This window comes from Streptomyces sp. 3MP-14 (genome assembly GCF_006334905.2).
GTDB lineage: Bacteria > Actinomycetota > Actinomycetes > Streptomycetales > Streptomycetaceae > Streptomyces > Streptomyces triticirhizae.
In genome coordinates, this window is the sequence record NZ_VDLZ02000011.1 from 39,143 (window position 1) to 60,296 (window position 21,154).

Genomic DNA, 21,154 nt, shown 5'->3' on the forward strand with positions numbered 1-21,154 from the left:
AGCCTGCGCGCCCGCGCACACCTGAAAGCGCCACCCTGAGGGCGCCGCGCTCAGGGCGTGATCAGCGCCTCGTACGCCGCCCGCACGTCGGCCGGCGAGGACTCCGCGTAGACCTCCGACGGCGGAATGTCGTAGTCCAGAAAGGTCTCCCAGGTCAACACGTCCGGGCAGCTGGCGCCGCCGATCTCCAGGGCGCGGTCGGAGACCAGCTCCCCGGTGCGCAGCTCGAAGGCGCGCAGCGGGACCCGCGTCTCGCGGAAGGTCACCGCGCTGGACCCGTCGATGCCGAGGTCCGACTCGTAGGAGCAGGTCTCGATGGCGTCCCCCATCTGGGGCGTGCCCAGGCAGACGATCAGCACCGCGTCCCTGGGGCCTTCGGCCAGCCAGGAGTCGGGCAGCTCGCCGCCGGTGGCGGTGCCCTCCTCGTCGCCGAGGAGCAGCGCCGGGTGCGGGCCCGCGCCCCGGTACGGCGGGGCGGCGCGGTAGGGCGCCGGGTCGTCGCAGTAACGCGGCTCGCCGGCGGTCGGCTCCGCTTCGAGGAGGGCGCGCACGGCCACCAACTCGATGCCGGCCTCGGCCCGTTCGACCCCGTCCGCCGCCTCGTCCGCCCGCTCGTGGTCCGGGTGGGCATCCACGAGATCCCGGTAGACGTCGCGCGCCTCCTCCCACCGCGACCGCTCCAGCAGCCGCTCGCCGCAGTCGAGGGACACCGCCGGCTCCAGCGTGGGAACGACATCGGCCGCGCGGTCCAGCGCGCTTCCGTCGGGCTCCCGCTCGCCGAGCCAGCCGGCGACCGCCCGGGTGGCGCACGGGTTGTCGGCCGGCAGCGCGTCCAGGAACCCGTCCAGGACGCCCTCGACCTCGGCCGCCCGGCCGGGCTGCCGGTCCAGGACGGTGGCGAGATGGTCGAAGCCCGACGCCAGCGCCGGGGTCTCGCCGGCGAGGGAACGGTCGAGGTCGTCCTCGGCCAGCGCGAGATGGAGGTCGGCGGTCCGGTTCCCCGCGCCGTCCCAGCGGGCGCCGGGGTGGGCGGCGTACTGGGCGAACGCCCGCACCGCCGCGTCCCGTTGCCATTCGTCGGCCAACCCCTCGGCGGAGAGGAGGAGTTCGCACGCCTCGGTCTCCCGCTCCGCCCGCTCGGTCAGCGGGGCGGCGAACAGCCGGTGGAACGGGCCGTACTCGTCGAGCCGGGACAGGGTCCGCGCGCAGTCGCCGTCCCGGTGGGCGGCGACGGCGTCGCGCTCGATCAGCTGGGCGTCGATCCGCACGATCGCGAAGCTCAGCAGCACCGGGCCGGTGACGGCCAGCGCCTGGAGCCGCAGGCGCCGGTCGCCCCCGCGCCAACTCCCGCCCCCGGCGGATGACTTCGCCGTCGAGCGCGCCAGGTGCCAGCCGTGTGCGGCGCAGGCCAGCCACCACAGCGCCACCAGGGCCTCCAGCCAGCGGCTGCCGGTGACCACCACGGAGCCGAGCAGCGCGACGGAGCCCGCCGCCGCGCCCAGCGCCAGCCACGGCCGCCGGAGCAGCGCGTAACCGATGCCGAGCAGCGAGGCGTTGGCGAGCCCAACGGCCAACGGATCGGGCGGGAGGGCTGGTTGGGGCGTCCCGGGGGGCGGGTCCACGGAAGGGGTCCCTCTCTGGGCGGGGCCGTGTCGACGGGCCGCGCGGTCGGCCCGCGCGGGACCACCGATTCTGGGCCGCCCGGCCCGGGACCGGTCCCGAACGCCCGTCCCACGACCGGAAGTTGACCGATCCGCGCCCGTTGCGAGGACCGCCGGCGCCCGCGCCCGTTGCGGCAGGCGCCGGTCCGCGCCCGCGCCGCCCCCACCCGGGGGCGCCCGGTCAGGCGGCCAGCCGGGCCGCCAGCGCGCCCGCCTGCTCGCGCGCCTCCTGGTGCGCCTCCGCGCGGGAGGCGTCCGCCAGCTCGACCAGGTCGGCCATCGCCGGCACCAGCCGGGCCAGGGTCAGCTCGGGAACGATGAACCGCAGGTCCAGATTCATCGCGGTGCCCAACAGGTGCCGCAGATAGGGCTCGTTGAAGTCCTGCCCCGCGCGCGGGGTGCCCGGCCGGTAGGAGCCGCCCCGGCTGGTGACCACCGTGACCGGCTTGCCGGCGACCGTGGACCGCTCGCCCGCGGTGCGCCCCATGATGAGGATCTGGTTCAGATAGGCCTGGAGCGTGCTGGGCACGCCGTAGTTGTAGAGCGGGGCGCCGATCACCACGGCGTCGGCCGCCTCGAACTCGCTGGCCAGCTCGTCGCGCAGGGCGAAGGCGGCCCGCTGCTCCTCGGTCCGCTCCGCCGGCGCGACGCTGGGCGCGACATGGCCAGCGGCCGTGAGGTGCGGAACCGGCTCGGCGTTGAGGTCGCGGTGGATCACCGCGCCGCCGGGGTGTGCCGCCTGCCAGGACTCGCGGAAGGTCCTGGTCACCTCGCGGGAGACGGAGGCGTCGCCGTTGAGCGAGGAGTCGATGTGCAGCAGGGTGGCCATGGGGCGCTTCTCCCGGAAAGTAATGAACTACGATAAAGGATGCAGCAACGGTTAACGTAGCTGCTTACTTTTCTACAGTACCTCTCTTTCGGTGGGCCGCAAGTACGCTGGAGCCATGAGCGCTATCAGGGGCGAGCGGCGGGCCGAGGCCGGGATCGCCGAAGGCGGCGGCTGTCGCGAGCCGGCCCACGCGGTCAACGAGGTCTTCGGCCTGCTCGGCAAGCGCTGGAACGGCCTGCTGATCGCGGCCCTGATGGCCGGCCCCGGGCACTTCGCCGAGCTGCGGCGCTCCGTGCCCGGGATCAGCGAACGGATGCTCTCCGACCGGCTCAGCGAGCTGGCCGAGGCCGGGCTGGTCACCAGGGAGGTCCACAACGGGCCGCCGCTGCGGGTGAGTTACCGCCTCACCGAGGCCGGCGAGGGGCTGCGGCCCGCCCTGGCCGAGCTGACCAGGTGGGCCGAGGCGCACCTGGTGGGCGGCGACCGCTGCCCCCGCATCGACACCTGAGCGGGGTTGGGTTGGTGCGAGGGCCCGGGGCGGCCCGCGCCGCCGGCCCGCACGCGCCAGGCCCCGCCGGCCGTCGCCGTTCCCCCGAGCCCGCCCGTTGCCGTGCGTTCCCGGGAACGGCTTAGGCTGAGCCGGTGAGCGACGAGGCGACGGACGGATTGAGCAACGGCGAGCCGGGCAGTGGCGGGTCGGGCGCCGACGGCGGGGCCGGCACCGAGCGGCTCGCCCAGGCCGTGCGGGCGGCCGAGGACGCGCTGATCGAGTTCGAGATCGCGGTGGAGACCTACCGGATCGAGGTGGAGAACTTCTCCAGGCTGCACGAGCAGCGCCTCGGCCCGCTCTACGCCACGATCGAGGAGCTGGACGCCCGGATCGCCGAGGCGATCGCCGCCCGCACCCAGGACCCCGAGGACCAGCGCCGCGCCCGCGAGGCCAGGGAGGCGGTGACGCCGATCCCGCGCGTCTCCGAGCTGTTCTCCGGCTGGCTGGACGGCGAGGGTTTCACCCCCGAGGGCTACGCGATGATGACGGACCAGTCCGTCCAGCCGCCGCCCCGCGTCCGCCCCGGCGAGGAGGCGCGCAAGCTCTACCGCGAGCTGGCCCGCCGCTGCCACCCCGACCTGGTCACCGACCCGACGGAACGCGAACGCCGGGACGCCTTCCTCTCCCGGGTCAACCAGGCGTACGCGCGCGGTGACGCGGAGGAGCTGCGGACGCTCATCGAGGAGTGGGAGGCCGGCGGCACCCCGGACGGCGAGCGCCCGCTGCCCGACGCCGACCGGCTCTACGCCCGCCTGGAGTGGCTGGCCGCCCGCAAGGAGCTGCTGGCCGACGCGGCGGCCGCGCTGGAGGACAGCGCCGTCGGCTCGATGCTGCGGATGGCCGAGGACGACCCGGACGCCCTGCTGGACGAGGTCGCCGAGGGGCTGCGCCGGCAGATCGCCACCAAGGAGGCGGAGCTGGCCCGGCTCACCGGCCAGTGACAGCGCCGTCCGGCCGCCGCTGTCAGTGGGCTGTGGCAGGGTGGGGCCCATGAGTTTTGGGGTTCCCGCCGTCGGGGCGGGCGAAGTGCCGGACGAGGGCCTGCTGTTGGATGTGCGGGAGCCCGCCGAGTGGGCGGCGGGGCACGCCGAGGGCGCCGTCCACATCCCGTTGGGGCAGGTCGTCGAGCGGCTGCCGGAGATCGTCGAGCTGGCCGGGGACGGCCCGGTCCATGTGGTCTGCAAGGCCGGCGGCCGGTCCGCGCAGGTGACGGCGTTCCTCCAGCAGCAGGGCGTGACGGCGTTCAACGTGGACGGCGGGATGCACGCCTGGCAGGCGGTCGGCCGGCCGCTGGTCAGCGACCAGGGCGAGCCGACCGTTCTCTAGCCGACCGTTCTCCAGCCGACAGCCGACAGCCGACAGCCGACAGCCGACCGTTCGCGCCGTTCTCCAGTCGACAGCCGACCGTTCTCCGGCCGGCCGCCGGCCGGAGGCCCTAGCGGCCCTGGCCGAGCCGGGCCAGCCGGGTGGCCGCCTCCCGCAGCGCCTCGTGGCGGCGGCAGAACGAGAAGCGCACCAGCCACGGCATCACGTCCTCGCCCTGCTGGAAGACCCGGGTCGGGATCGCCACCACGCCGGCCAGCTGCGGCAGTTGGCGGCAGAGCGCGAGCCCGTCGGTGAAGCCCCAGGGGCGGACGTCGGCCTGGAGGAAGTAGCCGGCATCCGCGCGGAACGGCGTCAGGCCCGCCTCCGTGAGCCCAGCGGCCAGCAGATCCCGGCCCTCGGCGAGGACGCCCCGCAGCTCGGCGGCCCACTCGTCGACCGTGCCCAGCGCGGCCGCGATCGCCTCCTGGTACGGGGTGCCCGAGGCATAGGTCAGCCACTGCTTGACCGAGGCCACGGCGGCCACCAGCTCGGCCGGGCCCGAGATCCAGCCGACCTTCCAGCCGGTCACGCTGAACGTCTTGCCCGCCGAGGAGACGGTCAGCGTCCGCTCGGCCATCCCCGGCAGGGTCGCGATCGGCACATGCCGTGCCTCCCCGTAGACCAGGTGCTCGTAGACCTCGTCGGTGACCACGGTCAGATCGTGCGCCACGCACAGCTCGGCGATCCGGGCCAGCTCCTCGGGCGTGAAGACCTTCCCGGTCGGGTTGTGCGGGGAGTTGAGCAGCAGCAGCCTGCTGCGCGGGGTGATCGCGCGCGCCAGCGCGGCCACGTCCACCGCGAAGCCGGCCCCGCCGCCGGCACCGTTGCCGTTCTCGTCGTCCTTGTCGCGTTCGACGGCCAGCGGCACCGGGACCAGCGTGGCGCCGCTCAGCCTGGCGTCCGCCGGATAGGCGTCGTAGCACGGGTCGAACGTCAGGATCTCGTCGCCGGGCCCGGTCAGCGCCAGCACCGCCGAGACCAGCGCCTCCGTGGCGCCCGTGGTGACCAGCACCTGGCTGGCCGGGTCCAGCTCGATGCCGTAGTGCCGCCGCTGGTGCTCGGCGACGGCGGCGCGCAGCGCCGGATGGCCGGCGGCCGGCGGGTACTGGTTCCGCCCGGCCAGCACCGCCTCCGCGACGCCGGCCAGCAGCGCGGGCGGCGAGTCCAGGTCGGGCACGCCCTGGCCGAGGTTGACCGCCCCGGTGCGGTGGGCCAGTTCGGTCATCTCCGTGAAGATCGAGGTCTCTCCTGAGCGGCGCATGGCCCCACGATAGGGACCGCGCGCCGGCGACCCCGGGCCGCCCGGGCGGGCGGCCACTCCGGTGTCACCACCGGTGCCGGACGGGATACGGTGCTGGGGTCAGAGCGTGAGGAGTGCTGCCCGGAGGGCAGCGTTGGGGGAGCTGGCCGAGATGCAGCCATCCGACACCGCCGCAGGGGCGGGCAACGAGCCCGACGGCGAGCGAGTGAGCGCCGGGGCACCGCCGGGGGAGAACGGGCCGGCGGGGGAGGAGTCGCTGGAGTCCGTCCGGCTGGGGTCGCTGTCCCTGCCGGCCAGGTCCGTCGTCGCGGTCGCCGTCGGCGGCCTCGCGGTCTACCTCTGCTGGCACCTGGCGATGGTCTTCCTCTTCGTCGCCCCGTCCAACACGGTGCGCGAGGAGCACTGGGAGACCGTGCGCGGCTACATGTACCCGGAGTTCGAGCAGAACTGGAAGCTGTTCGCGCCCAACCCGCTCCAGCGCAACACGGCGGTGCACGTCCGCGCCGAGATACGCGAGGGCGAGGGACAGTCGCCCGTCACCACCGAGTGGATCGACCTCACCGCCTGGGAGGTCGAGCACATCCGCCACCACCCGCTGCCCAGCCACTCCAACCAGAACATGCTGCGCCGGGCCTGGGACTTCTACGACAAGTCGCACAACGACGAGGGCGAGCCGGTCGGGATGCGCGGCGAGGTCTCCGCGAGCTATCTGCACCGGATCGCGCTGGAGCGGCTGAGCGAACGGCTGGATGTGACCACCGTGGAGCGCGTCCAGCTGCGGGTCTCCAACACCCGGGTGCCGGCGCCGAGTTGGCGTCGGGAGGACTTCGACACCGATCCCTCCTACCAGGAGTTGGGCTGGTGGACGGTGACCAGCGAGGACCTGCCGGCCGACGCGCGGACGCGCTCCCGCGCCGCCGCCGACACCGAAGAGGAGGCGCGGCCATGAGCGTTCCCCCGCCCCGTTCCGCCCCCGACGACGGCCAGCGGCCCGAGAACGGCGGCGAGCGCCCCGAGCCGACCGCCGCCGCCCCGGCCGTCCCGCACCAGGCGCCGGCGGTCCCGCATCAGGCCCCGGCCGTCCCGCACCAGGCGCCGGCCGACGCGCAACGGCCGCCCGCCGCCTCGCCGTTCGACGGGCTGAGCGCGAAGTTCGACAACGCGCTGCTGCGCGGCATCGGCAACATCACCCGCCGCGCGCTCGGCCCGTACCAGACCGCCATCGTGCGGATCGGCTTCGCCTTCACGATGCTGCTGTACCTGGTGCGCGAGTGGCCCAACCGGGGCCTGCTCTACGGCCCCGACAGCCCCTGGGGCTACGACCTGGCCAGCCGCTTCGTCGACGACACCGGCGCGTTCACCCCGCTGCTGTGGTCCGACTCGGCGCTCTGGTTCGAGTTCGTCTACCACCTCGCGATCCTGGCCTGCGTGGCGCTGCTGCTCGGCTGGCGCACCCGAGCCAGCTCGATGGTGTTCATGGTCGGCGTGCTCGCGGTGCAGAACCGCAGCGTCTTCATGGGCGACGGCGGCGACAACGTCATCCACCTGATGGCGATGTACCTCGTCCTCACCCGCTGCGGCCAGGTCTGGTCGCTGGACGCCAGGCGCCGCGCCCGGCGGGCCGCCGCCGGCGTGCCGGCCACGCACGACCCGGCGGGCGTGGCGATCTGGGCGGTGCTGGGCGCCGCGCTGCTGCTGTCGGTGGTGACCGGCAGCCTGGACAGCACGGTGTGGACGCTGTTCTTCGGCGGGATGTGGCTGGTGCACGCGTTCTGGTGGCTGGTCCGCCGGTACGCCCCCGGCGAGCCGAGGATCGTCGCCCAGATGATCGGCAACCTGGTGCACAACGCGGCCCTGTTGGTGATCATGGTCGAGGTCTGCGTGATCTACGCGACCGCCGGCTGGTACAAGATCCAGGGCTCCCGCTGGCAGGACGGCACCGCGGTCTACTACCCGCTGAACCTGGACTACTTCAACGCCTGGCCCGAGCTGAGCGACATCATCGCCGGCAGCGGGCTGCTGGTGCTGGCGCTCAGCTACGGCACGGTGATCGTGCAGGTCGCGTTCCCGTTCGCGCTGCTCAACCGCCGGGTCAAGAACGTGCTGCTCTTCGTGATGATGGGCGAACACCTGGGCATCGCCGTGCTGTTGGGGCTGCCGTTCTTCTCGCTGGCGATGATCGCGATGGACGCGGTCTTCCTGCCCACCGTCTTCCTGCTGTGGGCGGGCGACCGGACCGGGCGGGCCGCCCGGCGGATCACCGCGCCGCTGGCGCGGCTGACCGGGCGCGGCCGGGACGACGAGCGCGGGCCGGCGGACCGGCCACCGCCGCCGGCGGCGGCCGAGGCGCCCACGCCCGCCTGGGCCGAACGCGCGTGACGGCGGCGGCCGACCCCGCCGCCCGCTGGCGGGAACTGTCCGGGCACACCGTGCTGTTGGACGGTTTCCACGCGCTCAAGCACGCGCTGCGCTTCGGCGCCGAGGTGCCGCTGGCCCTGGCGGCCGACCGGCCCGCTGCCCTGGAGTTGGCCGAACGGCTCGCGCCCGACCTGCGGGAACGGCTGGCCGCCACGCTGGTCGAGGTGGCGCCAGAGACGCTGCGCGGCCTGGTCGGCCGGCCGCACCCGACGGGCGTGGCCGCGCTGGCCGCGCCCGCGCCGGCGCGCGTCGAGGAGCTGCCGGCGCCCGACGAACGCCGCGCGCCCCTGGTGGTGTTGGACCAGCCGCGCCACCTGGGCAACGTTGGCGCGGTGATCCGGCTGGCGGCCGGCGTCGGCGCGGCCGGGGTGCTGACCACGGGCACCGTCGACCCCTGGCACCCCACGGTGCTGCGCGCCTCCGCCGGGCTGCACTACGCGGTGCCGGTGGGCCGCGCCGAGGTGGCACGGCTGCCCGCCGGGCCGCTGCTCGCTCTCGACCCGGAGGGCGAGGACCTGCGCGGACTGGCCCTCCCCGCCGGCGCGTTGCTCGCCTTCGGCTCCGAACGCGCCGGCCTCTCCCCCGAGGCGCGCGCCCGCGCGGACGCGCTGGTCTCCCTGCCGATGCGCCCCGGCGTCTCCAGCTACAACCTGGCCACCAGCGTGGCCATGACGCTGTACCACTGGTGCGCCACGGACTGGCTCGCCACGGACCAGCTCGCCACGGACGGCGGACCTCGGGGACGCTAGAGCACCGCGTCCAGGGAGGTGTTCCAGTAGGTGACGAGCGCGGCATTGTCGACATACCACTCACCCTCGGGCAGCGGGACGTCGACCATCCCGCCGACGCCCTCGTCCTCCGCGCCGGCGAACTGCACGCCGAGGTTGTCCACGGTCCACCCCTCCCCGGCCTCTCCGGCGGCGGAGGAGGTCATGATCCCGGCGTAGGCCACCTCGCCCGGGTCCAGCGCGACGACGGACTGCGGCGCGCTGTCCTCGTAACGGGCCACCGGGGCCTGGGCCTCGCCGAAGCGCAGATAGGGCGCGCCGTAGGCGAAGCAGGTCGCGTCCCCGGTGTTGGTGGCCGTGAGCAGCAGGTGGTTGATGGGCCGCTCGACGGGGGTGACGGTCACCTCGGTCGTCGCGTCCGTGCAGGGCTCGATGTCCTCGACGGGCTCCGCCCCGGACCCCTCAGCCCCGGCCGACCCGTCCTCCCCGGCGGGCTCCTCCGCCGTCTCGTCCGACGAACCCTCCGCCGACCCCTCCGGCGACTCGGTGGGCGTCTCGACCGGCGTCTCGGCCCCCGCGCCGGCGTCGAGTTCGTCGTCCTGGCAGCCGGTCAGCGTGGCCAGCGCGAGCGTCGCGCCCAGCGCGGCGACGGCGGTGCGCATCCCGGCCCGGGTGATCCTCGTCCTCGTCGTCCTCATCGTCGTCGTCATGGCAGCGCTCCCGTTCCCTCGTTCCTCGGTGTCGGTCGGCGTCGGCCCCCGGCGTTCGGCGGGCCGACGACCGAAGCCTGGGCCAGGTCCCGTCCCACCGGCCAGCGCACGCGGGCGAGTTGGGGGGCCGGGACGGTTCCGGCCGGGTGAGCTGCGAGGATGGTCGCGGATCGAATGCCGGGACGGGACGCGGCGAGGGGTGGGACGGGTGGCGTCGGGTGCGGAGACGGCGGATCTCGCCGCGCTGCTCATGGAGTGGAAGGACCGCTCGGGGCTGAGCTACGGCGTGCTGGCCAAGCGGCTGCACCTCAGCGCCTCCACGCTGCACCGCTACTGCCGGGGCGAGGCGCTGCCACCGGAGTTCGCGATCGTGGAACGGTTCGCCCGCCAGTGCCGGGCCACGCCGGAAGAGCACGCCGAGGCGCACCGGCGGTGGATCGCCGCCGACGCGGCGCGCCAGCGGGACCGCAAGCAGCCCAGGCCGGCACCGCCCCCGCCCACGGCCCCGCCGGGAACGCCCGCCCCGCCGGCGGCCCAACCCCCGCCGCCCGCGCCCGCGTTCCGCCGCCTCCCGCCCCGGCCCCGGCTCCTCTGGGGCGCGGCCGGCGCCCTCGCGGTCGTCGCGGCGGTCGCCCTGCTCGCCACACTCCTCACCGGAGGCGACGCCGACGGCGGCGACAGTGCCTTCGGCGACGATGCCACCGAACAGGCGGCGGGCTCCGCCCCGTTGACCGTCGCCACCCGCCCCTACGCGCTCGAACAGTGCGAGGGCCGCTACCTCGTCGACCGCCCGCCGGCCCAGGTTCCGCCGCCCCCGGTCGAGACCGACGCCCCCGGCTGGGTGCGCGCGCTGGGCGCCGTCCCGGCCGGGACCCAGCGCGTCGAACTCACCGTCCAGGGCACCGAGACGGCCACCGTCGTGCTGCGCGATCTGCGCGTCCGCGTCACCGCCACCGGCGAGCCGCTGCCCTGGGAGCTGTACGCCGGCTACTCGGGCTGCGGCGGCGGCCAGGTGCGGACCACCGCGTTCGACGTGGACCTGGACGCCCCGGCCCCCGAGCCGACGGCGGTCGCCGGCCAGGATGACCTGCCGCTGTGGGTGGACGAGGCGGAGCCCGTGGTGTTCTACGTCGACGCGCACACCGACGCCCAGGACGTCAGCTGGCACCTCGAACTCGACTGGTCCAGCGGGGAGTCGACGGGCACGCTGCGGGTGGACGACGAGGGCGAGCCGTTCCGCACCAGCGCCGTCGGCGGCCAGACCGAGTGGGGGTACCTGATCGGCGGCACCGAGTGGATCGACAACGACACCGGCGAGCCGGCCCGTTGAACGTCGGCGCCGCCCGTTGAGCGAGCCCGCCGCCCGCTGAACGTTCGGGTGGCCGGGCGTCAGAGAATGCCCTGCCCCGCCTCCTCCGCGTACCGCTCGTTGAACGCGGTGACCCGCTCCGGGATCTCGCGCAGCCCGTTGATCCGCATCGTCGGCAGCCGCTCCGCGTCCGGGTGGTCGCTCAGGATCGTCGCCCAAGGACCGCGTCGGATCAGCGCCGTGCGCAGGCCGACGGAGGCGGCCGGCCTGATGTCGTGGTCCAGCCGGTCGCCGACGTAGAGGATCTCCTCGGGCGCGACCTGGAGTTCCTCCACCAGCAGCTCGAAGAAGCGCGGGTCCGGCTTGGCCACGCCCAGGTCGCTCGATGTGAGCACCAGGCCCGCGTAGCCGGAGAACAGGGTGCGCAACACCTGGGTGGTGGCGGGGCTCTGGTTGGCGGCGATGCCCAGCCACATCCCGGCCTGCCGCATCACCCTGATGGTGATCCGCACGTCCGGGTAGAGATCGTTCTCCCCGAACCACTCCGGCTCCCCGGCGGCCGTCCGCTTCTCGCGCTCCAGTGTCAGGTCGAAGCCGGGACGGAAGGTCTCGAACGCCGCCAGCGGATCGAGGCCCTGCGCGATGGCCGCCCCGAACCGCGCGGAGAACGTGTGCCGTGGCACCCCGAGCCAGGCGGCCCAACCGGCCCACTCCCGGCTCTCGTCCACCAGGCACTCACCCACGTCGAACACCACCGCTCGGATCATGGCCGGCAGCGTATAGAGCCGATCGTCCGATCGGAACGGGGTCGTCCCCCGAGCGGGCGGCATCCCGGCGAAACGGGGACGCGGCGCGGTCCGATGCGGCATTCTGCGCCCAGCACCCGCGCGTGCCGGCGCACGAGCCCGCGCCCCCCGCACCGTCCCGGGGCCCGCGCGTTATCGAACGGCCGGCCAAGGTCACTCGCGCACCGTCCCCCGATGGGGTCGTCCGTTGCGCAATGCGGTGGAACCTCGCACTCCGCACCCTTGGGCAGCGCGCACAGTGGGTACCGGAGAACACCCGGCACCGGCCGGCGAACGCCGGCCGAACCGTTGGTGCCGGAACGGCTGTGTCAGAGCGAGGGAGCGTTTCGATGGCCTGGACCGACGGCGCCTGTGTGGTGGACACCAGGAGCGGCAGGGTCGGGCGGGTGGCGGGGCGGATCGGTCCACGGCTGCGGCTGCGGCCGCTGACCAGGGGCCGGCCCTGGCACTGCCCGGCGGAGGCGGTGCGTGCCGCCACGGAGTGGGAGCAGCGCAACGCCGATGTGCTGGACGAGAACTGGCGCTTCTGGCGCCCCGCCTGAGGCGCCGCCCACCGCCTTCCACGCCCAGCGGAAACGATCCGGCCGGGCCCCGGCACCGGCACCGGCACCGGCATCGGCACCGGCCCCGGCCGGATCGTCTCGTGCGTCACGCCGGCCGGCGCACCTGCGCCCAGTGGAAGCGGGTGGCGACGAACGCCCCGTCAACGAGCGCCGCGTTGCCCGCCCGGTTGCCGCCGGTGCCGTGGTAGTCGGCGAACGCGGCGGTCTGGTTGACGTGCACCTGGCCCGTCAGGTTGAGCGACAGCTGCGCCCGCTCGTCCAGGCACACCTCGACCAGCGCGGCCTCCACCTCCTTCGAGGTGGTGTGGCCCAGCACCGTCAGCGCCCCGCGCTCCCGCAGGGTGCGGCGCAGCAGCGCCAGCGCCTCCGCCGTCGAGTCAACCGCGACCGCGAACGCCACCGGCCCGAACCACTCGGCCAGCAGCGTCCGTTCGGCGTCCGGCTGCCGCGCGTCCAGCCGCACCAGCAGCGGGGTGCGCACCCGTCCCTCCGGGAACTCGGGGTGCGCGAACTCCCGCGAGGCCAGCGCGACCTCGCCGGTCTCCTCGGCCGCCGCCAGCCGCGACAGCACGCCTGGCTCGGCGACCGCGCCCAGCAGCGAGGCGGCGCGCCGCTCGTCGCCCAACAACGCCTCGACGGCGGCGGCGAGGTCGGCGACCACCTGGTCGAAGCTCTTGTGCCCCTGGTCGGTCTCGATCCCCTCGCGCGGGATCAGCAGGTTCTGCGGGGTGGTGCACATCTGGCCGCTGAACAGCGAGAGCGAGAACGCCAGGTTGGGCAGCAGCCCGCCGTAGTGGTCGGTGGAGTCCACCAGCACCGTGTTGACGCCGGACTTCTCGGTGAACACCCGCGCCTGGCCGGCGTTCTCCTCCAGCCAGTCGCCGAACGCCGACGAGCCCGTGTAGTCGACGATCCGCACCTCGTCCCTGACGGCCAACGCCCGTGCGCTGTACTCGTTCTCGCCCTCGGCGGCCAGCGCCACCAGCTGCGGGTCGAACCCGGCCTCCGCCAGCACCCGGCGCGCGGTCGCGACGGTCAGCGCGAGCGGCAGCACCGCGCGCGGGTGCGGCTTGACGAGCACCGGGTTGCCGGTGGCCAGCGAAGCGAACAGGCCCGGGTAGCCGTTCCAGGTGGGGAACGTGCGGCAGCCGACCAGCAGCGCCACGCCGCGCGGCACCGGGGTGAACGTCGAGGCGATCCGCAGCGGTTCGTGCCGGCCCCTGGGCCTGGTCCACTCGGCCTCGGCCGGGTGCGCGGTCTGCGCCTCCAGCGCGGCGGCCACCGCCTCAAGGCCCCGGTCCAGCGCGTTGGGGCCGCCGGCCTGGAGCGCCATGGCGTAGCCCTGCCCGGTGGTGTGCATCACGGCGTGCGCCAACTCGGCCGTGCGGTCGGCGAGTCGGGCCAGGATCTCGGCGCAGACCAGCGCCCGCGCCTCGGGACCGGCGTCCCGCCAGGCGGGCAGCGCGGCCCGCATCGCGGGCAGCAGCACCTCGGGATCGGGGTGCGGATAGCCGATGCCCAACGGGATGCCGTAGGGCGAGACCTCGCCGCCCACCCAGGCGTCGGTGCCCGGTTGGTCGAGGTCGAACCGGCGCTGGGTGAGCGCCTCGAACGCGGCGGCCCCCTCCTCGCGGGGGTAGTCGCGCGGGTTGTCGGAGAACGCCGAGAAGTGCCCGCGTTCCCGGAGCGCGCGGGTGGCGCCCTCCAGGGTCGGGCCGTGGCGTTCGGCGAGCAGGGAGCGGGTGAGCGAAGGGGTCATCGGCGGCCAACTCCTCGCGATCTGGGTGAGATCGATTGTGCGGCCCGCCGCCCGGTTGGGCCAGAGCGCGGCACCCACCCGTCGCTCACCCGTCGAACGGGCGGCCGACGCGCCCGCACCCCCTCCCACCGGTGGCGAAGAACGGCCCCAACTCGGCCGGTACTTCCGGTTGTTCGGCCCCGATTCGCGGCATTGTGCGCCGCATTCCGGGGCAGGCCGAGCGTTTTACCGCGCGCTTTTCGGTCACCGGCCCCCGCGAACCGCCACGCGCGTCGAACCCGTCGGTAGGGCGGTCAACTACTGTGATCCGGCGCGGGAGATGACGCACATGTCGCCGATGACCGGGGAGCCCATGACGCACGACCGTGCACGTTGCCCAGCCACCACCGCCGCACCCACCGCCGCCGTTGAGACCGCCCACGCCGCCGTGCCCGTTGACGCCGCCGACGACCCCGGCGCCGCGCCCGACCGGCGGCCGCCCGACTGGGGCGAGGTCGAGGAGTTCCTGCGCCAGTTCCACCACGAGGAGCCCGGGCAGCCGGTCCCGCTGGCCACCCGCCTGGCGCGGGTCCGCGAGGAGATCGACCGCACCGGCAGCTACCGGCACACCACGCCCGAGCTGGAGTTCGGCTGCAAGATCGCCTGGCGCAACACCGCGCGCTGCAACGGCCGCCTCTACTGGCGCAGCCTCAAGATCCTCGACCGCCGCGCGGCCACCACCCCCGACGAGATCCACCGCCACCTGCTGGACCATCTGCGGATCGCCACCAACGGGGGCCGCATCCGGCCGGTGATCTCCGTCTTCGCGCCCGACACGCCGCAGCGGCCGGGACCCAGGCTCTGGAACAGCCAGTTGATCCGCTACGCCGGCCACCGCTCACCGAGCGGCGAGGTGGTGGGCGACCCGGCCCAGGTGCCGTTCACCGACGTGGTGCGCCGGCTCGGCTGGCAGCCGAAGGGCGGGCCGCACGACATCCTGCCGCTGGTGGTCGAGGTGCCCGACGACCGGCCCCGGCTCTACGAGGTGCCGCCCGAGGATGTGTTGGAGGTGCCCATCACCCACCCCGACGTGCCCGGCTTCGACGCGCTGGACCTGCGCTGGTACGCGGTCCCGGCGATCTCCCACATGCGGATGTCGATCGGCGGCGTCAACTACCCGCTGGCACCGTTCAACGGCTGGTACATGGGCACCGAGATCGGCGCCCGCAACCTCGTCGACGCCGACCGCTACGACCTGCTGCCCGTGGTGGCCGACCTGCTCGGCCTCGACACCAGCAGCGAGACCACCCTGTGGCGGGACCGAGCCCTGGTGGAGCTGAACGTCGCGGTGCTCCAGTCCTTCGAGCGGGCCGGCGTCAAGATCACCGACCACCACACCGCCTCCCGCCACTTCCTCACCCATGTGGAACGCGAGGAGAGCCTGGGCCGGCCGGCCCCCACCGACTGGAGCTGGATCGTCCCGCCGCTCTCCGGCGGGATCACGCCCGTCTTCCACCGCTACTACGACGAGGACGAGTTGAAGCCCAACTTCTTCCTCGACGACGACGCCAGGGCCCGCGCCGAGGGCCGCTGCCCGGTGCCCCACGGGGCCCCCGACGTTCCCCCGGCCGACGCGCCTGACGCGCCTGACGCCCCTGACGTGCCCGACGCGCGCGACGTGCCCGACGACGCTCAGCTCAGCTCGAACGAACCGGTCGTCAGCTCGCCCGCCGGCTCGTAGACCTGCACCACCACGCCGGTCGGGGTGCTCTCCGTGCCGGTCAGCCGCAGGGCGCGCGGCGGCGAACCCTCGGGGAACAGCCGCCGCCCGCCGCCCAGCACCACCGGGAACGTCAGCAGCCGCAGCTCGTCGACCAGCCCCTCGCGCAGCAGCGTCTGGGCCAGCCCGCCGCTGCCGTGCATCTGGAGCTCCCGGCCCTTCCGTTCCTTCAACGCGGCCACCTCGGTGACCACATCGCCGGACAGCACGCTGGTGCCCTGCCAGGACGGGGTCTTCAGCCGGCCCGACGCCACATACTTGGGCCGGCCGTTCAGCCGCACCGCGACGATGTCGTTCGGGTCGCTGATCAGCGGCCAGTGCGCGGCGAAGATCTCATAGGTGCGCCGGCCCAGCAGAAAGGCGTCGGCCGAGCCGAACCAGCCCGACACCAGCCGCCCCATCGCCTCGTCCGCGTAGGGGACGACCCAGCCGCCCCGGGTGAAGCCGTCGCTGGTGTCCTCGTTGGGCCCGCCAGGGCCCTGCACCACGCCGTCCAGCGAGACGAACTGGGTCAGGGTGAGTTTCATGGCCAGCGCTCCTTCGCCCACGCGACGCCCTCCCTCTCGACCACCGTCACCCCTCCCCGCGCGCGGCGCTACCCGGGCGCCGCCGCCGGAGGGCCCGGTGCCGAGTCCGCCGCCTCACGGCTCGGGCAGCAGGTCGGTCTCCTCGAAGACCAGAAGCGTGCGGGTCGAGAGCACCTCCGGAATGGCCTGGATGCGGGTCAGCACCAGCTCCCTCAGCTGCCGGTTGTCGGAGGTGTGCACCAGCAGCAGCACATCGAAGTCCCCGCTGACCAGCGCGATGTGCGCCGCCCCCGGCAGCCCGGCCAGCTGCTCCCGCACGGTCCGCCAGCTGTCCTGGACGATCTTCAACGTCACATAGGCGCAGGTGCCCTGGCCGGCCCGCTCGTGGTCGATCCGCGCGGTGAAGCCCCGGATCACCTGGGTCTCGACGAGGCGGTTGATCCGCGCGTAGGCGTTGGCCCGCGAGATGTGCACCCGCTCCGCGACCGAACGGACCGAGGCCCGGCCGTCGTTCCGCAGCAGCCGCAGTATCGCCTCGTCGATGGCGTCGAGCGGCCGTTCGCCCCCGCTGGGCAACTGGTCCTCCGGCATCCCCGTGAGCCTCCCCTCCCTGGACGTCCTGCCCCCATATCACGGCAAATGCGGCCGACTGTCCACAGGGCCTCCACACGGCTAGCCAGATCGCCGACCGGTTCGAACAATCGGTAGGGAACGCACCACGGAACGTCGCGGTCGCGTTCGGCACGAACCCGGTCGGCGCGCGGGCCCTGGGCCAGGGCGTCGACCTTCCCCCACAGCGAGGCCGGCCCCCACCCGCCCGCCCGGCCCCAGGCGGGCCGGCGGCCCCTGTGGCGGCCCCGCCCCGGGGCCCGGCGTCTCCGGCGCCGGCCCCGGGCGGGGCCGGGACCGCGACGCCGCCGCTACCGTTGACGCGCATGACGACCCTCCCGCCGCCCCCGCCGACACTCGTGGTGCCGCCGGCCGATGTCGTGGTGCTCGCGGGCGGCGCGGCCCGCCGGCTCGGCGGGATCGACAAGCCGGCCGTGCGCGTGGGCGGGCGCGCCCTGCTTGACCGGGTGCTGGCCGCCTGTCCGGCCGGCTGGCCCGACCCGGTGGTGGTCGGGCCGCCCCGACGCACCGCGCGCCCGGTCCGCTGGACCCGCGAACACCCGCCGGGCGGCGGCCCGTTGCCCGCCCTCGCGGCCGGGCTCGCGCTCACCACCGGCCCACTGGTCGCGGTGCTCGCCGCCGACCTGCCGTTCCTCGACCCGGACACGCTGCCCGCGCTGGTCGCCGGGCTGCCGCCCGAGGCGGACGGCGCGCTGCTCGTCGACGCCGAAGGCCGCGACCAGCCGCTGACCGCCGTATACCGCACGGACGCGCTCCGCGCCGCCCTCGCCGAACTCGGCCCCGAGCCCCTGGCCGGCCGCCCGCTGCGCGCCCTGCTCGGCCGGCTCAGGCCGCGCCGGCTGCCGGGGCCGGCCGCGCTCGACTGCGACACCTGGCCGGACATCGCGGCCGCCCGCGCCAGGATCGGCCACCATGGGGTGGTGCTTGAGGAATGGATCGCGGCGGTCAAGACGGAACTCGACGTGGAACTCGACGTGGACACCACGGCGCTGCTGGACGCGGCCCGCGACGCCGCGCACGGCGTCGCCCGCCCGGCGGCCCCGTTGACCACCTTTCTCATCGGCTATGCGGCCGGCCGCACCGGGCTGCCCCCGGCCGAGGCCGCCGCCCGGATCGCGGCCCTGGCCGAGGACTGGGCGCGGGAACGGGCCGAGCCGGAGCCCGGGGCGCGTTCGTGACCGACGACTTCGACGACGCGCTGGCCCTCGCCAACGGGCCCTCGGGCGGGCCCTCGGGCCGGGGGGCCTCGGCCCCTGGGCGTCCGGGCCCTGGGGGCCCGGACCCCTTCGACGGGGAGCTGTCCGTCCACGACGAGCCCCCGCCGACGGCGGGCGGGGAGGGGAGCGGGAGCCCTGGCCGGGGTGAGTCCCGTGACGGTGGTGGCGGCGACCGGTGGCGTGCTGGCTCGCCGGGGGCCGGTGGTGAGGACCGGCCGGGGCGGGAGGGCGTTGCCGGGGAACGGGTTCCCGGGGGCGCCGGTGCTGGCGGTGGACATGCCCCCTCCGGGCGGGGCTTCGCCGGCTTCGGCTCCGCCGGCCCGTTTCGTGAGGGGGGCCGCGCGCCCGGCGCGGCTGCCGAGCCCCACGCGCCCGGCGGGCCCGGATCGGTGGACGGCGGGCGGAGTTGGGGCCCGGGCGGCCGGGGCCCCGCCGAGGCCGCGCAGGACCTGGGCGCTCCCGGCCCGCCGGGGCGCCCGCCCGGCGGGGTCGACGGGTCGGTAAACGGCAGGGGGAGTTGGGGCCCCGGCGGGCGGGAGCCCGTTGCCCCCGGCGGGAACCCGTCCGGTGGGGAGGACGGTCACGGCGGCCGGGTCCCCGGGAACGCCGGCGGCCGGGTGCCCCCGGGGCGGGGCCCGTCCCCGCAGGACTCCGACGCCGCCGCCCCGCAGGGCTCCGCCGCTCCCGGCCCCCAGGGCCGCGCCCCCCGCGCCGAACCGGCCTGGGCGGAGGCCCGCACGGTGGCGTACCGGGCGTTCCGGCCGATCGTGCCGCGTCGGCTCCCGTTGGAGCACACCCTCGGCCACGCGCTGGCCTCCCCGTTGACCGCGCTCACCGACCTGCCCGCGTTCGACACTTCCGCCATGGACGGCTGGGCCGTCGCCGGCCCCGGCCCCTGGCGGCTGGTCGACGGCCCGCCCGCGTTGGCCGGCGGCCCGCTCGCCGCCCCGCTCGCCGACGGCCGGGCCGTCCCCATCGCCACCGGCGCCCGCGTCCCGGAGGGCGCGACCGCCGTGCTCCGCGCCGAGCGCGGCACCGTCGACCGGGGCCGGCTCACCGGCCACACCCCCGAGCCCGGCGCCGACATCCGCCCCCGGGGCCAGGAGTGCCGCAGCGGCACCGAACTCCTGCCGACCGCCGCCCCCCTGACCCCCGCCGCGCTCGGCCTGGCGGCCGCCGCCGGCTACGACCAACTCGCGGTGCGCCCCAGGCCGCGCGCCGAGGTGCTGGTCCTCGGCGACGAACTCCTCTTCCGTGGCCTGCCCCACGACGGCCGGGTGCGCGACGCGCTCGGCCCGATGGTCGGGCCCTGGCTCGCCGCGCTCGGCGCCCGGGTGCTGGTCACCCGCCGGCTCGGCGACGACGTCGAGGCGCTCGCCGAGGCCGTCGCCACCACCCGCGCCGACCTCGTCGTCACCACGGGATCGACGGCCGCCGGGCCCGTCGACCTGCTGCGCCGGGTGCTGCACGAGCTGGGCGCCCAGCCGCTGATCACCGGCGTCGCCGTCCGCCCTGGACACCCGATGCTGCTCGCCGAACTCCCCGACGGCACCCCCCTCGTCGGCCTGCCGGGCAACCCGCTGGCCGCCGTCTCCGGCCTGCTCACCCTGGCCGCGCCGGTGCTGCGCGCGCTCACCGACCGCCCGCCGCCGGCCGAGCGCGCCGCCCGCCTCACCGAACGCGTCACCGGCCATCCCCGGGACACCCGACTCGTCCCCGTGCTGGCTTCCGACGCCGACCCCGCCGAGGTCCGCCCGTTGAGCTACGCTGGCCCGGCCATGCTGCGTGGCATCGCCGCCGCGTCAGCCCTGGCGGTTATCCCGCCCGGAGGCGCCGAGGCCCACACCCCCGTGCGCCTCCTCGACCTCCCACAGGCATGAGACTTCCCAGCTCTCCCTCCGCCGACCGGCCCACCTACCAGGACCGTTCCCCCGGCGTCTCGCTCCCGCGCTACGCCGCGGGACCCCTGGTCCAGGTGGCCCGCCGCCTCATGCTGGCCACCGGCGTGATGGCGTTGGCGGTGGTGCTGGTCTGGCTCGACCGGCGCGGCTACCACGACAACCACGACTCCGAGGTCAGCTTCACCGACGTCCTCTACTACGTCACCGTCTCGCTCTCCACCACCGGCTACGGGGACGTCGTTCCCGCCTCCGACGGGGCGCGGCTGATGACGACCTTCTGCATCACCCCGCTGCGGGTCGCGTTCCTGATCATCCTGGTCGGCACCACCCTTGAGGTGCTCACGGAACGCACCCGCGATCAGTGGCGGCTCGCCTACTGGAGGAAGCACTTGCGCGACCACACCGTCATCGTGGGCTTCGGCACCAAGGGCCGTTCGGCGGCGGAGACGCTGATCAGCGGCGGGCTGAGCCAGGACCAGATCGTGGTGGTCGACCCCGACGCCGCCGTCGTCGAGTCGGCCAACGCCCTCGGCTTCGCCGGCGTCGTCGGCGACGCCACCCGCAGCGACGTGCTGGTGCGGGCCCGCGCCGACCGCGCCCGGCAGGTGGTGATCGCCACCCAACGCGACGACACCGCCGTGCTGGTGGCGCTCACCGCGCGCCAGCTCAGCAAGCAGGTGCGGATCGTCGCCTCGGTGCGGGAACAGGAGAACGTCCCGCTGCTCCGCCAGTCCGGCGCCGACTCCGTGATCACCAGCGCCAGCGCCGTCGGCCGGCTGCTCGGCCTGTCCATGATCAGCCCCAGCTCGGGCTCGGTCATGGAGGACCTGATCCAGCACGGCAAGGGCCTCTCCCTCAAGGAGCGGCCCGTCACCAGCGAGGAGGCGGGGCGCTCGCCGCGCGAGAGCGCCGACCTGGTGGTCTCCGTGATACGCGGCCACCGGCTGCTGCCCTTCGACGACCCGGACGTGGCCACCCTGGAGCTGACCGACCGGCTGGTGGTGATCCACCGGGTCACGCCCGAGGAGGAACACCACATGCCGCGCCGCCACCAGGAGAAGGGCCCCGGCTCCTGGCGCATCCCGCGCCGCTAGACGCTGCCGCTGGGCTTTCGGGGACGTCCCGGGCGGGCGCCCCGGCGGGGTGCCCCTGGCGGGGCCA

The 21,154-nt window shown here is 75.1% G+C and carries 20 protein-coding genes; 12 read left to right on the forward strand and 8 right to left on the reverse strand.

All coding sequences use genetic code 11. From position 1 onward, the window contains the following. Positions 1-50: 50 nt before the first annotated feature. Positions 51-1,622, reverse strand: a complete 1,572-nt coding sequence (locus FH609_RS18755) for a hypothetical protein (protein WP_139669541.1) — start codon at positions 1,620-1,622, stop codon at positions 51-53. A gap of 220 nt (positions 1,623-1,842) precedes the next feature. Continuing rightward, positions 1,843-2,490, reverse strand: a complete 648-nt coding sequence (locus FH609_RS18760) for an FMN-dependent NADH-azoreductase (protein WP_139669543.1) — start codon at positions 2,488-2,490, stop codon at positions 1,843-1,845. A 115-nt stretch (positions 2,491-2,605) separates the two neighbouring features. Here FH609_RS18760 and FH609_RS18765 point away from each other — a divergent pair, with 115 nt between their 5' ends. From FH609_RS18765 to FH609_RS18775, 3 genes are all read left to right on the forward strand, one after another. Continuing rightward, positions 2,606-2,998 carry a winged helix-turn-helix transcriptional regulator gene (locus FH609_RS18765; protein ID WP_139669545.1) on the forward strand — a complete coding sequence of 131 codons (393 nt, stop codon included), beginning with the start codon at positions 2,606-2,608 and terminating at the stop codon, positions 2,996-2,998. Between the two features lie 158 nt (positions 2,999-3,156). Beyond that, positions 3,157-3,981 carry a J domain-containing protein gene (locus FH609_RS18770; protein ID WP_139669880.1) on the forward strand — a complete coding sequence of 275 codons (825 nt, stop codon included), beginning with the start codon at positions 3,157-3,159 and terminating at the stop codon, positions 3,979-3,981. A 49-nt stretch (positions 3,982-4,030) separates the two neighbouring features. Beyond that, positions 4,031-4,366 carry a rhodanese-like domain-containing protein gene (locus FH609_RS18775; RefSeq protein ID WP_139669547.1) on the forward strand — a complete coding sequence of 112 codons (336 nt, stop codon included), beginning with the start codon at positions 4,031-4,033 and terminating at the stop codon, positions 4,364-4,366. A gap of 109 nt (positions 4,367-4,475) precedes the next feature. Here FH609_RS18775 and FH609_RS18780 read toward each other — a convergent pair whose 3' ends face one another. After that, complete coding sequence (locus FH609_RS18780; protein ID WP_139669549.1) at positions 4,476-5,666, reverse strand: aminotransferase class I/II-fold pyridoxal phosphate-dependent enzyme; 1,191 nt, start codon at positions 5,664-5,666, stop codon at positions 4,476-4,478. A gap of 151 nt (positions 5,667-5,817) precedes the next feature. On the opposite strand from FH609_RS18780, the gene FH609_RS18785 reads away from it, so the two are divergent. Genes FH609_RS18785 through FH609_RS18795 form a run of 3 tightly spaced genes read left to right on the forward strand, consistent with a single transcriptional unit; the run spans position 5,818 to position 8,833 of the window. Continuing rightward, complete coding sequence (locus tag FH609_RS18785) at positions 5,818-6,615, forward strand: DUF5819 family protein (protein WP_139669551.1); 798 nt, start codon at positions 5,818-5,820, stop codon at positions 6,613-6,615. Beyond that, complete coding sequence (locus tag FH609_RS18790; RefSeq protein ID WP_193317959.1) at positions 6,612-8,045, forward strand: HTTM domain-containing protein; 1,434 nt, start codon at positions 6,612-6,614, stop codon at positions 8,043-8,045. The genes FH609_RS18785 and FH609_RS18790 overlap by 4 nt, the downstream gene beginning before the upstream one ends. After that, on the forward strand, positions 8,042-8,833 hold the full coding sequence (locus FH609_RS18795) for a TrmH family RNA methyltransferase (RefSeq protein WP_226961796.1): 792 nt from the start codon (positions 8,042-8,044) through the stop codon (positions 8,831-8,833). Before FH609_RS18790 ends, FH609_RS18795 begins: the two co-directional genes overlap by 4 nt. On the opposite strand, the gene FH609_RS18800 is transcribed toward FH609_RS18795, so the two are convergent. Next, complete coding sequence (locus FH609_RS18800) at positions 8,830-9,522, reverse strand: DUF4232 domain-containing protein (protein WP_139669553.1); 693 nt, start codon at positions 9,520-9,522, stop codon at positions 8,830-8,832. The two genes, FH609_RS18795 and FH609_RS18800, sit on opposite strands and share 4 nt — an antisense overlap. A 208-nt stretch (positions 9,523-9,730) precedes the next feature. On the opposite strand from FH609_RS18800, the gene FH609_RS18805 reads away from it, so the two are divergent. Further along, positions 9,731-10,852, forward strand: coding sequence for a helix-turn-helix domain-containing protein (locus FH609_RS18805; RefSeq protein WP_226961797.1), 1,122 nt, complete (start codon positions 9,731-9,733; stop codon positions 10,850-10,852). 59 nt (positions 10,853-10,911) lie between these two features. On the opposite strand, the gene FH609_RS18810 is transcribed toward FH609_RS18805, so the two are convergent. Next, positions 10,912-11,598, reverse strand: coding sequence for an HAD family hydrolase (locus FH609_RS18810; RefSeq protein WP_139669558.1), 687 nt, complete (start codon positions 11,596-11,598; stop codon positions 10,912-10,914). A gap of 368 nt (positions 11,599-11,966) precedes the next feature. Between FH609_RS18810 and FH609_RS18815 the strand changes: the two genes are divergently transcribed. Then, positions 11,967-12,179 (forward strand): hypothetical protein, encoded by a 213-nt coding sequence (locus FH609_RS18815; protein WP_139669560.1) that lies wholly within the window; start codon positions 11,967-11,969, stop codon positions 12,177-12,179. Positions 12,180-12,285: 106 nt separating this feature from the next. Here FH609_RS18815 and paaN read toward each other — a convergent pair whose 3' ends face one another. Beyond that, positions 12,286-13,959 (reverse strand): phenylacetic acid degradation protein PaaN, encoded by a 1,674-nt coding sequence (gene paaN / locus FH609_RS18820; protein WP_139669562.1) that lies wholly within the window; start codon positions 13,957-13,959, stop codon positions 12,286-12,288. Between the two features lie 352 nt (positions 13,960-14,311). Between paaN and FH609_RS18825 the strand changes: the two genes are divergently transcribed. After that, positions 14,312-15,679: a nitric oxide synthase oxygenase gene (locus FH609_RS18825; RefSeq protein ID WP_139669564.1), complete on the forward strand. Its 1,368-nt coding sequence runs from the start codon at positions 14,312-14,314 to the stop codon at positions 15,677-15,679. On the opposite strand, the gene FH609_RS18830 is transcribed toward FH609_RS18825, so the two are convergent. Then, on the reverse strand, positions 15,631-16,245 hold the full coding sequence (locus tag FH609_RS18830) for a dihydrofolate reductase family protein (RefSeq protein WP_139669566.1): 615 nt from the start codon (positions 16,243-16,245) through the stop codon (positions 15,631-15,633). The genes FH609_RS18825 and FH609_RS18830 overlap by 49 nt on opposite strands. 114 nt (positions 16,246-16,359) lie before the next feature. Then, a complete protein-coding gene (locus tag FH609_RS18835) occupies positions 16,360-16,836 on the reverse strand; it encodes an Lrp/AsnC family transcriptional regulator (protein WP_139669568.1) in 477 nt (158 codons plus the stop codon). A gap of 344 nt (positions 16,837-17,180) precedes the next feature. Here FH609_RS18835 and FH609_RS18840 point away from each other — a divergent pair, with 344 nt between their 5' ends. From FH609_RS18840 to FH609_RS18850, 3 genes are all read left to right on the forward strand, one after another. After that, a complete protein-coding gene (locus FH609_RS18840; RefSeq protein WP_139669570.1) occupies positions 17,181-18,053 on the forward strand; it encodes an NTP transferase domain-containing protein in 873 nt (290 codons plus the stop codon). Between the two features lie 656 nt (positions 18,054-18,709). After that, the gene (locus tag FH609_RS18845; protein WP_405379033.1) at positions 18,710-19,972 is read left to right on the forward strand and encodes a molybdopterin molybdotransferase MoeA; all 1,263 of its coding nucleotides are present in this window, start codon (positions 18,710-18,712) and stop codon (positions 19,970-19,972) included. Beyond that, complete coding sequence (locus FH609_RS18850; protein ID WP_139669574.1) at positions 19,969-21,087, forward strand: potassium channel family protein; 1,119 nt, start codon at positions 19,969-19,971, stop codon at positions 21,085-21,087. Before FH609_RS18845 ends, FH609_RS18850 begins: the two co-directional genes overlap by 4 nt. Positions 21,088-21,154: the final 67 nt, after the last annotated feature.

Coding starts and splice junctions, on each gene's coding strand:
- FH609_RS18760 (WP_139669543.1), bottom strand. CDS start 2,490: ATGGCCACCCTGCTGCACATCGACTCCTCGCTCAACGGCGACGCCTCC.
- FH609_RS18765 (WP_139669545.1), top strand. CDS start 2,606: ATGAGCGCTATCAGGGGCGAGCGGCGGGCCGAGGCCGGGATCGCCGAA.
- FH609_RS18775 (WP_139669547.1), top strand. CDS start 4,031: ATGAGTTTTGGGGTTCCCGCCGTCGGGGCGGGCGAAGTGCCGGACGAG.
- FH609_RS18780 (WP_139669549.1), bottom strand. CDS start 5,666: ATGCGCCGCTCAGGAGAGACCTCGATCTTCACGGAGATGACCGAACTG.
- FH609_RS18785 (WP_139669551.1), top strand. CDS start 5,818: ATGCAGCCATCCGACACCGCCGCAGGGGCGGGCAACGAGCCCGACGGC.
- FH609_RS18790 (WP_193317959.1), top strand. CDS start 6,612: ATGAGCGTTCCCCCGCCCCGTTCCGCCCCCGACGACGGCCAGCGGCCC.
- FH609_RS18800 (WP_139669553.1), bottom strand. CDS start 9,522: ATGACGACGACGATGAGGACGACGAGGACGAGGATCACCCGGGCCGGG.
- FH609_RS18810 (WP_139669558.1), bottom strand. CDS start 11,598: ATGATCCGAGCGGTGGTGTTCGACGTGGGTGAGTGCCTGGTGGACGAG.
- FH609_RS18815 (WP_139669560.1), top strand. CDS start 11,967: ATGGCCTGGACCGACGGCGCCTGTGTGGTGGACACCAGGAGCGGCAGG.
- paaN (WP_139669562.1), bottom strand. CDS start 13,959: ATGACCCCTTCGCTCACCCGCTCCCTGCTCGCCGAACGCCACGGCCCG.
- FH609_RS18825 (WP_139669564.1), top strand. CDS start 14,312: ATGACGCACGACCGTGCACGTTGCCCAGCCACCACCGCCGCACCCACC.
- FH609_RS18830 (WP_139669566.1), bottom strand. CDS start 16,245: ATGAAACTCACCCTGACCCAGTTCGTCTCGCTGGACGGCGTGGTGCAG.
- FH609_RS18835 (WP_139669568.1), bottom strand. CDS start 16,836: ATGCCGGAGGACCAGTTGCCCAGCGGGGGCGAACGGCCGCTCGACGCC.
- FH609_RS18840 (WP_139669570.1), top strand. CDS start 17,181: ATGACGACCCTCCCGCCGCCCCCGCCGACACTCGTGGTGCCGCCGGCC.
- FH609_RS18850 (WP_139669574.1), top strand. CDS start 19,969: ATGAGACTTCCCAGCTCTCCCTCCGCCGACCGGCCCACCTACCAGGAC.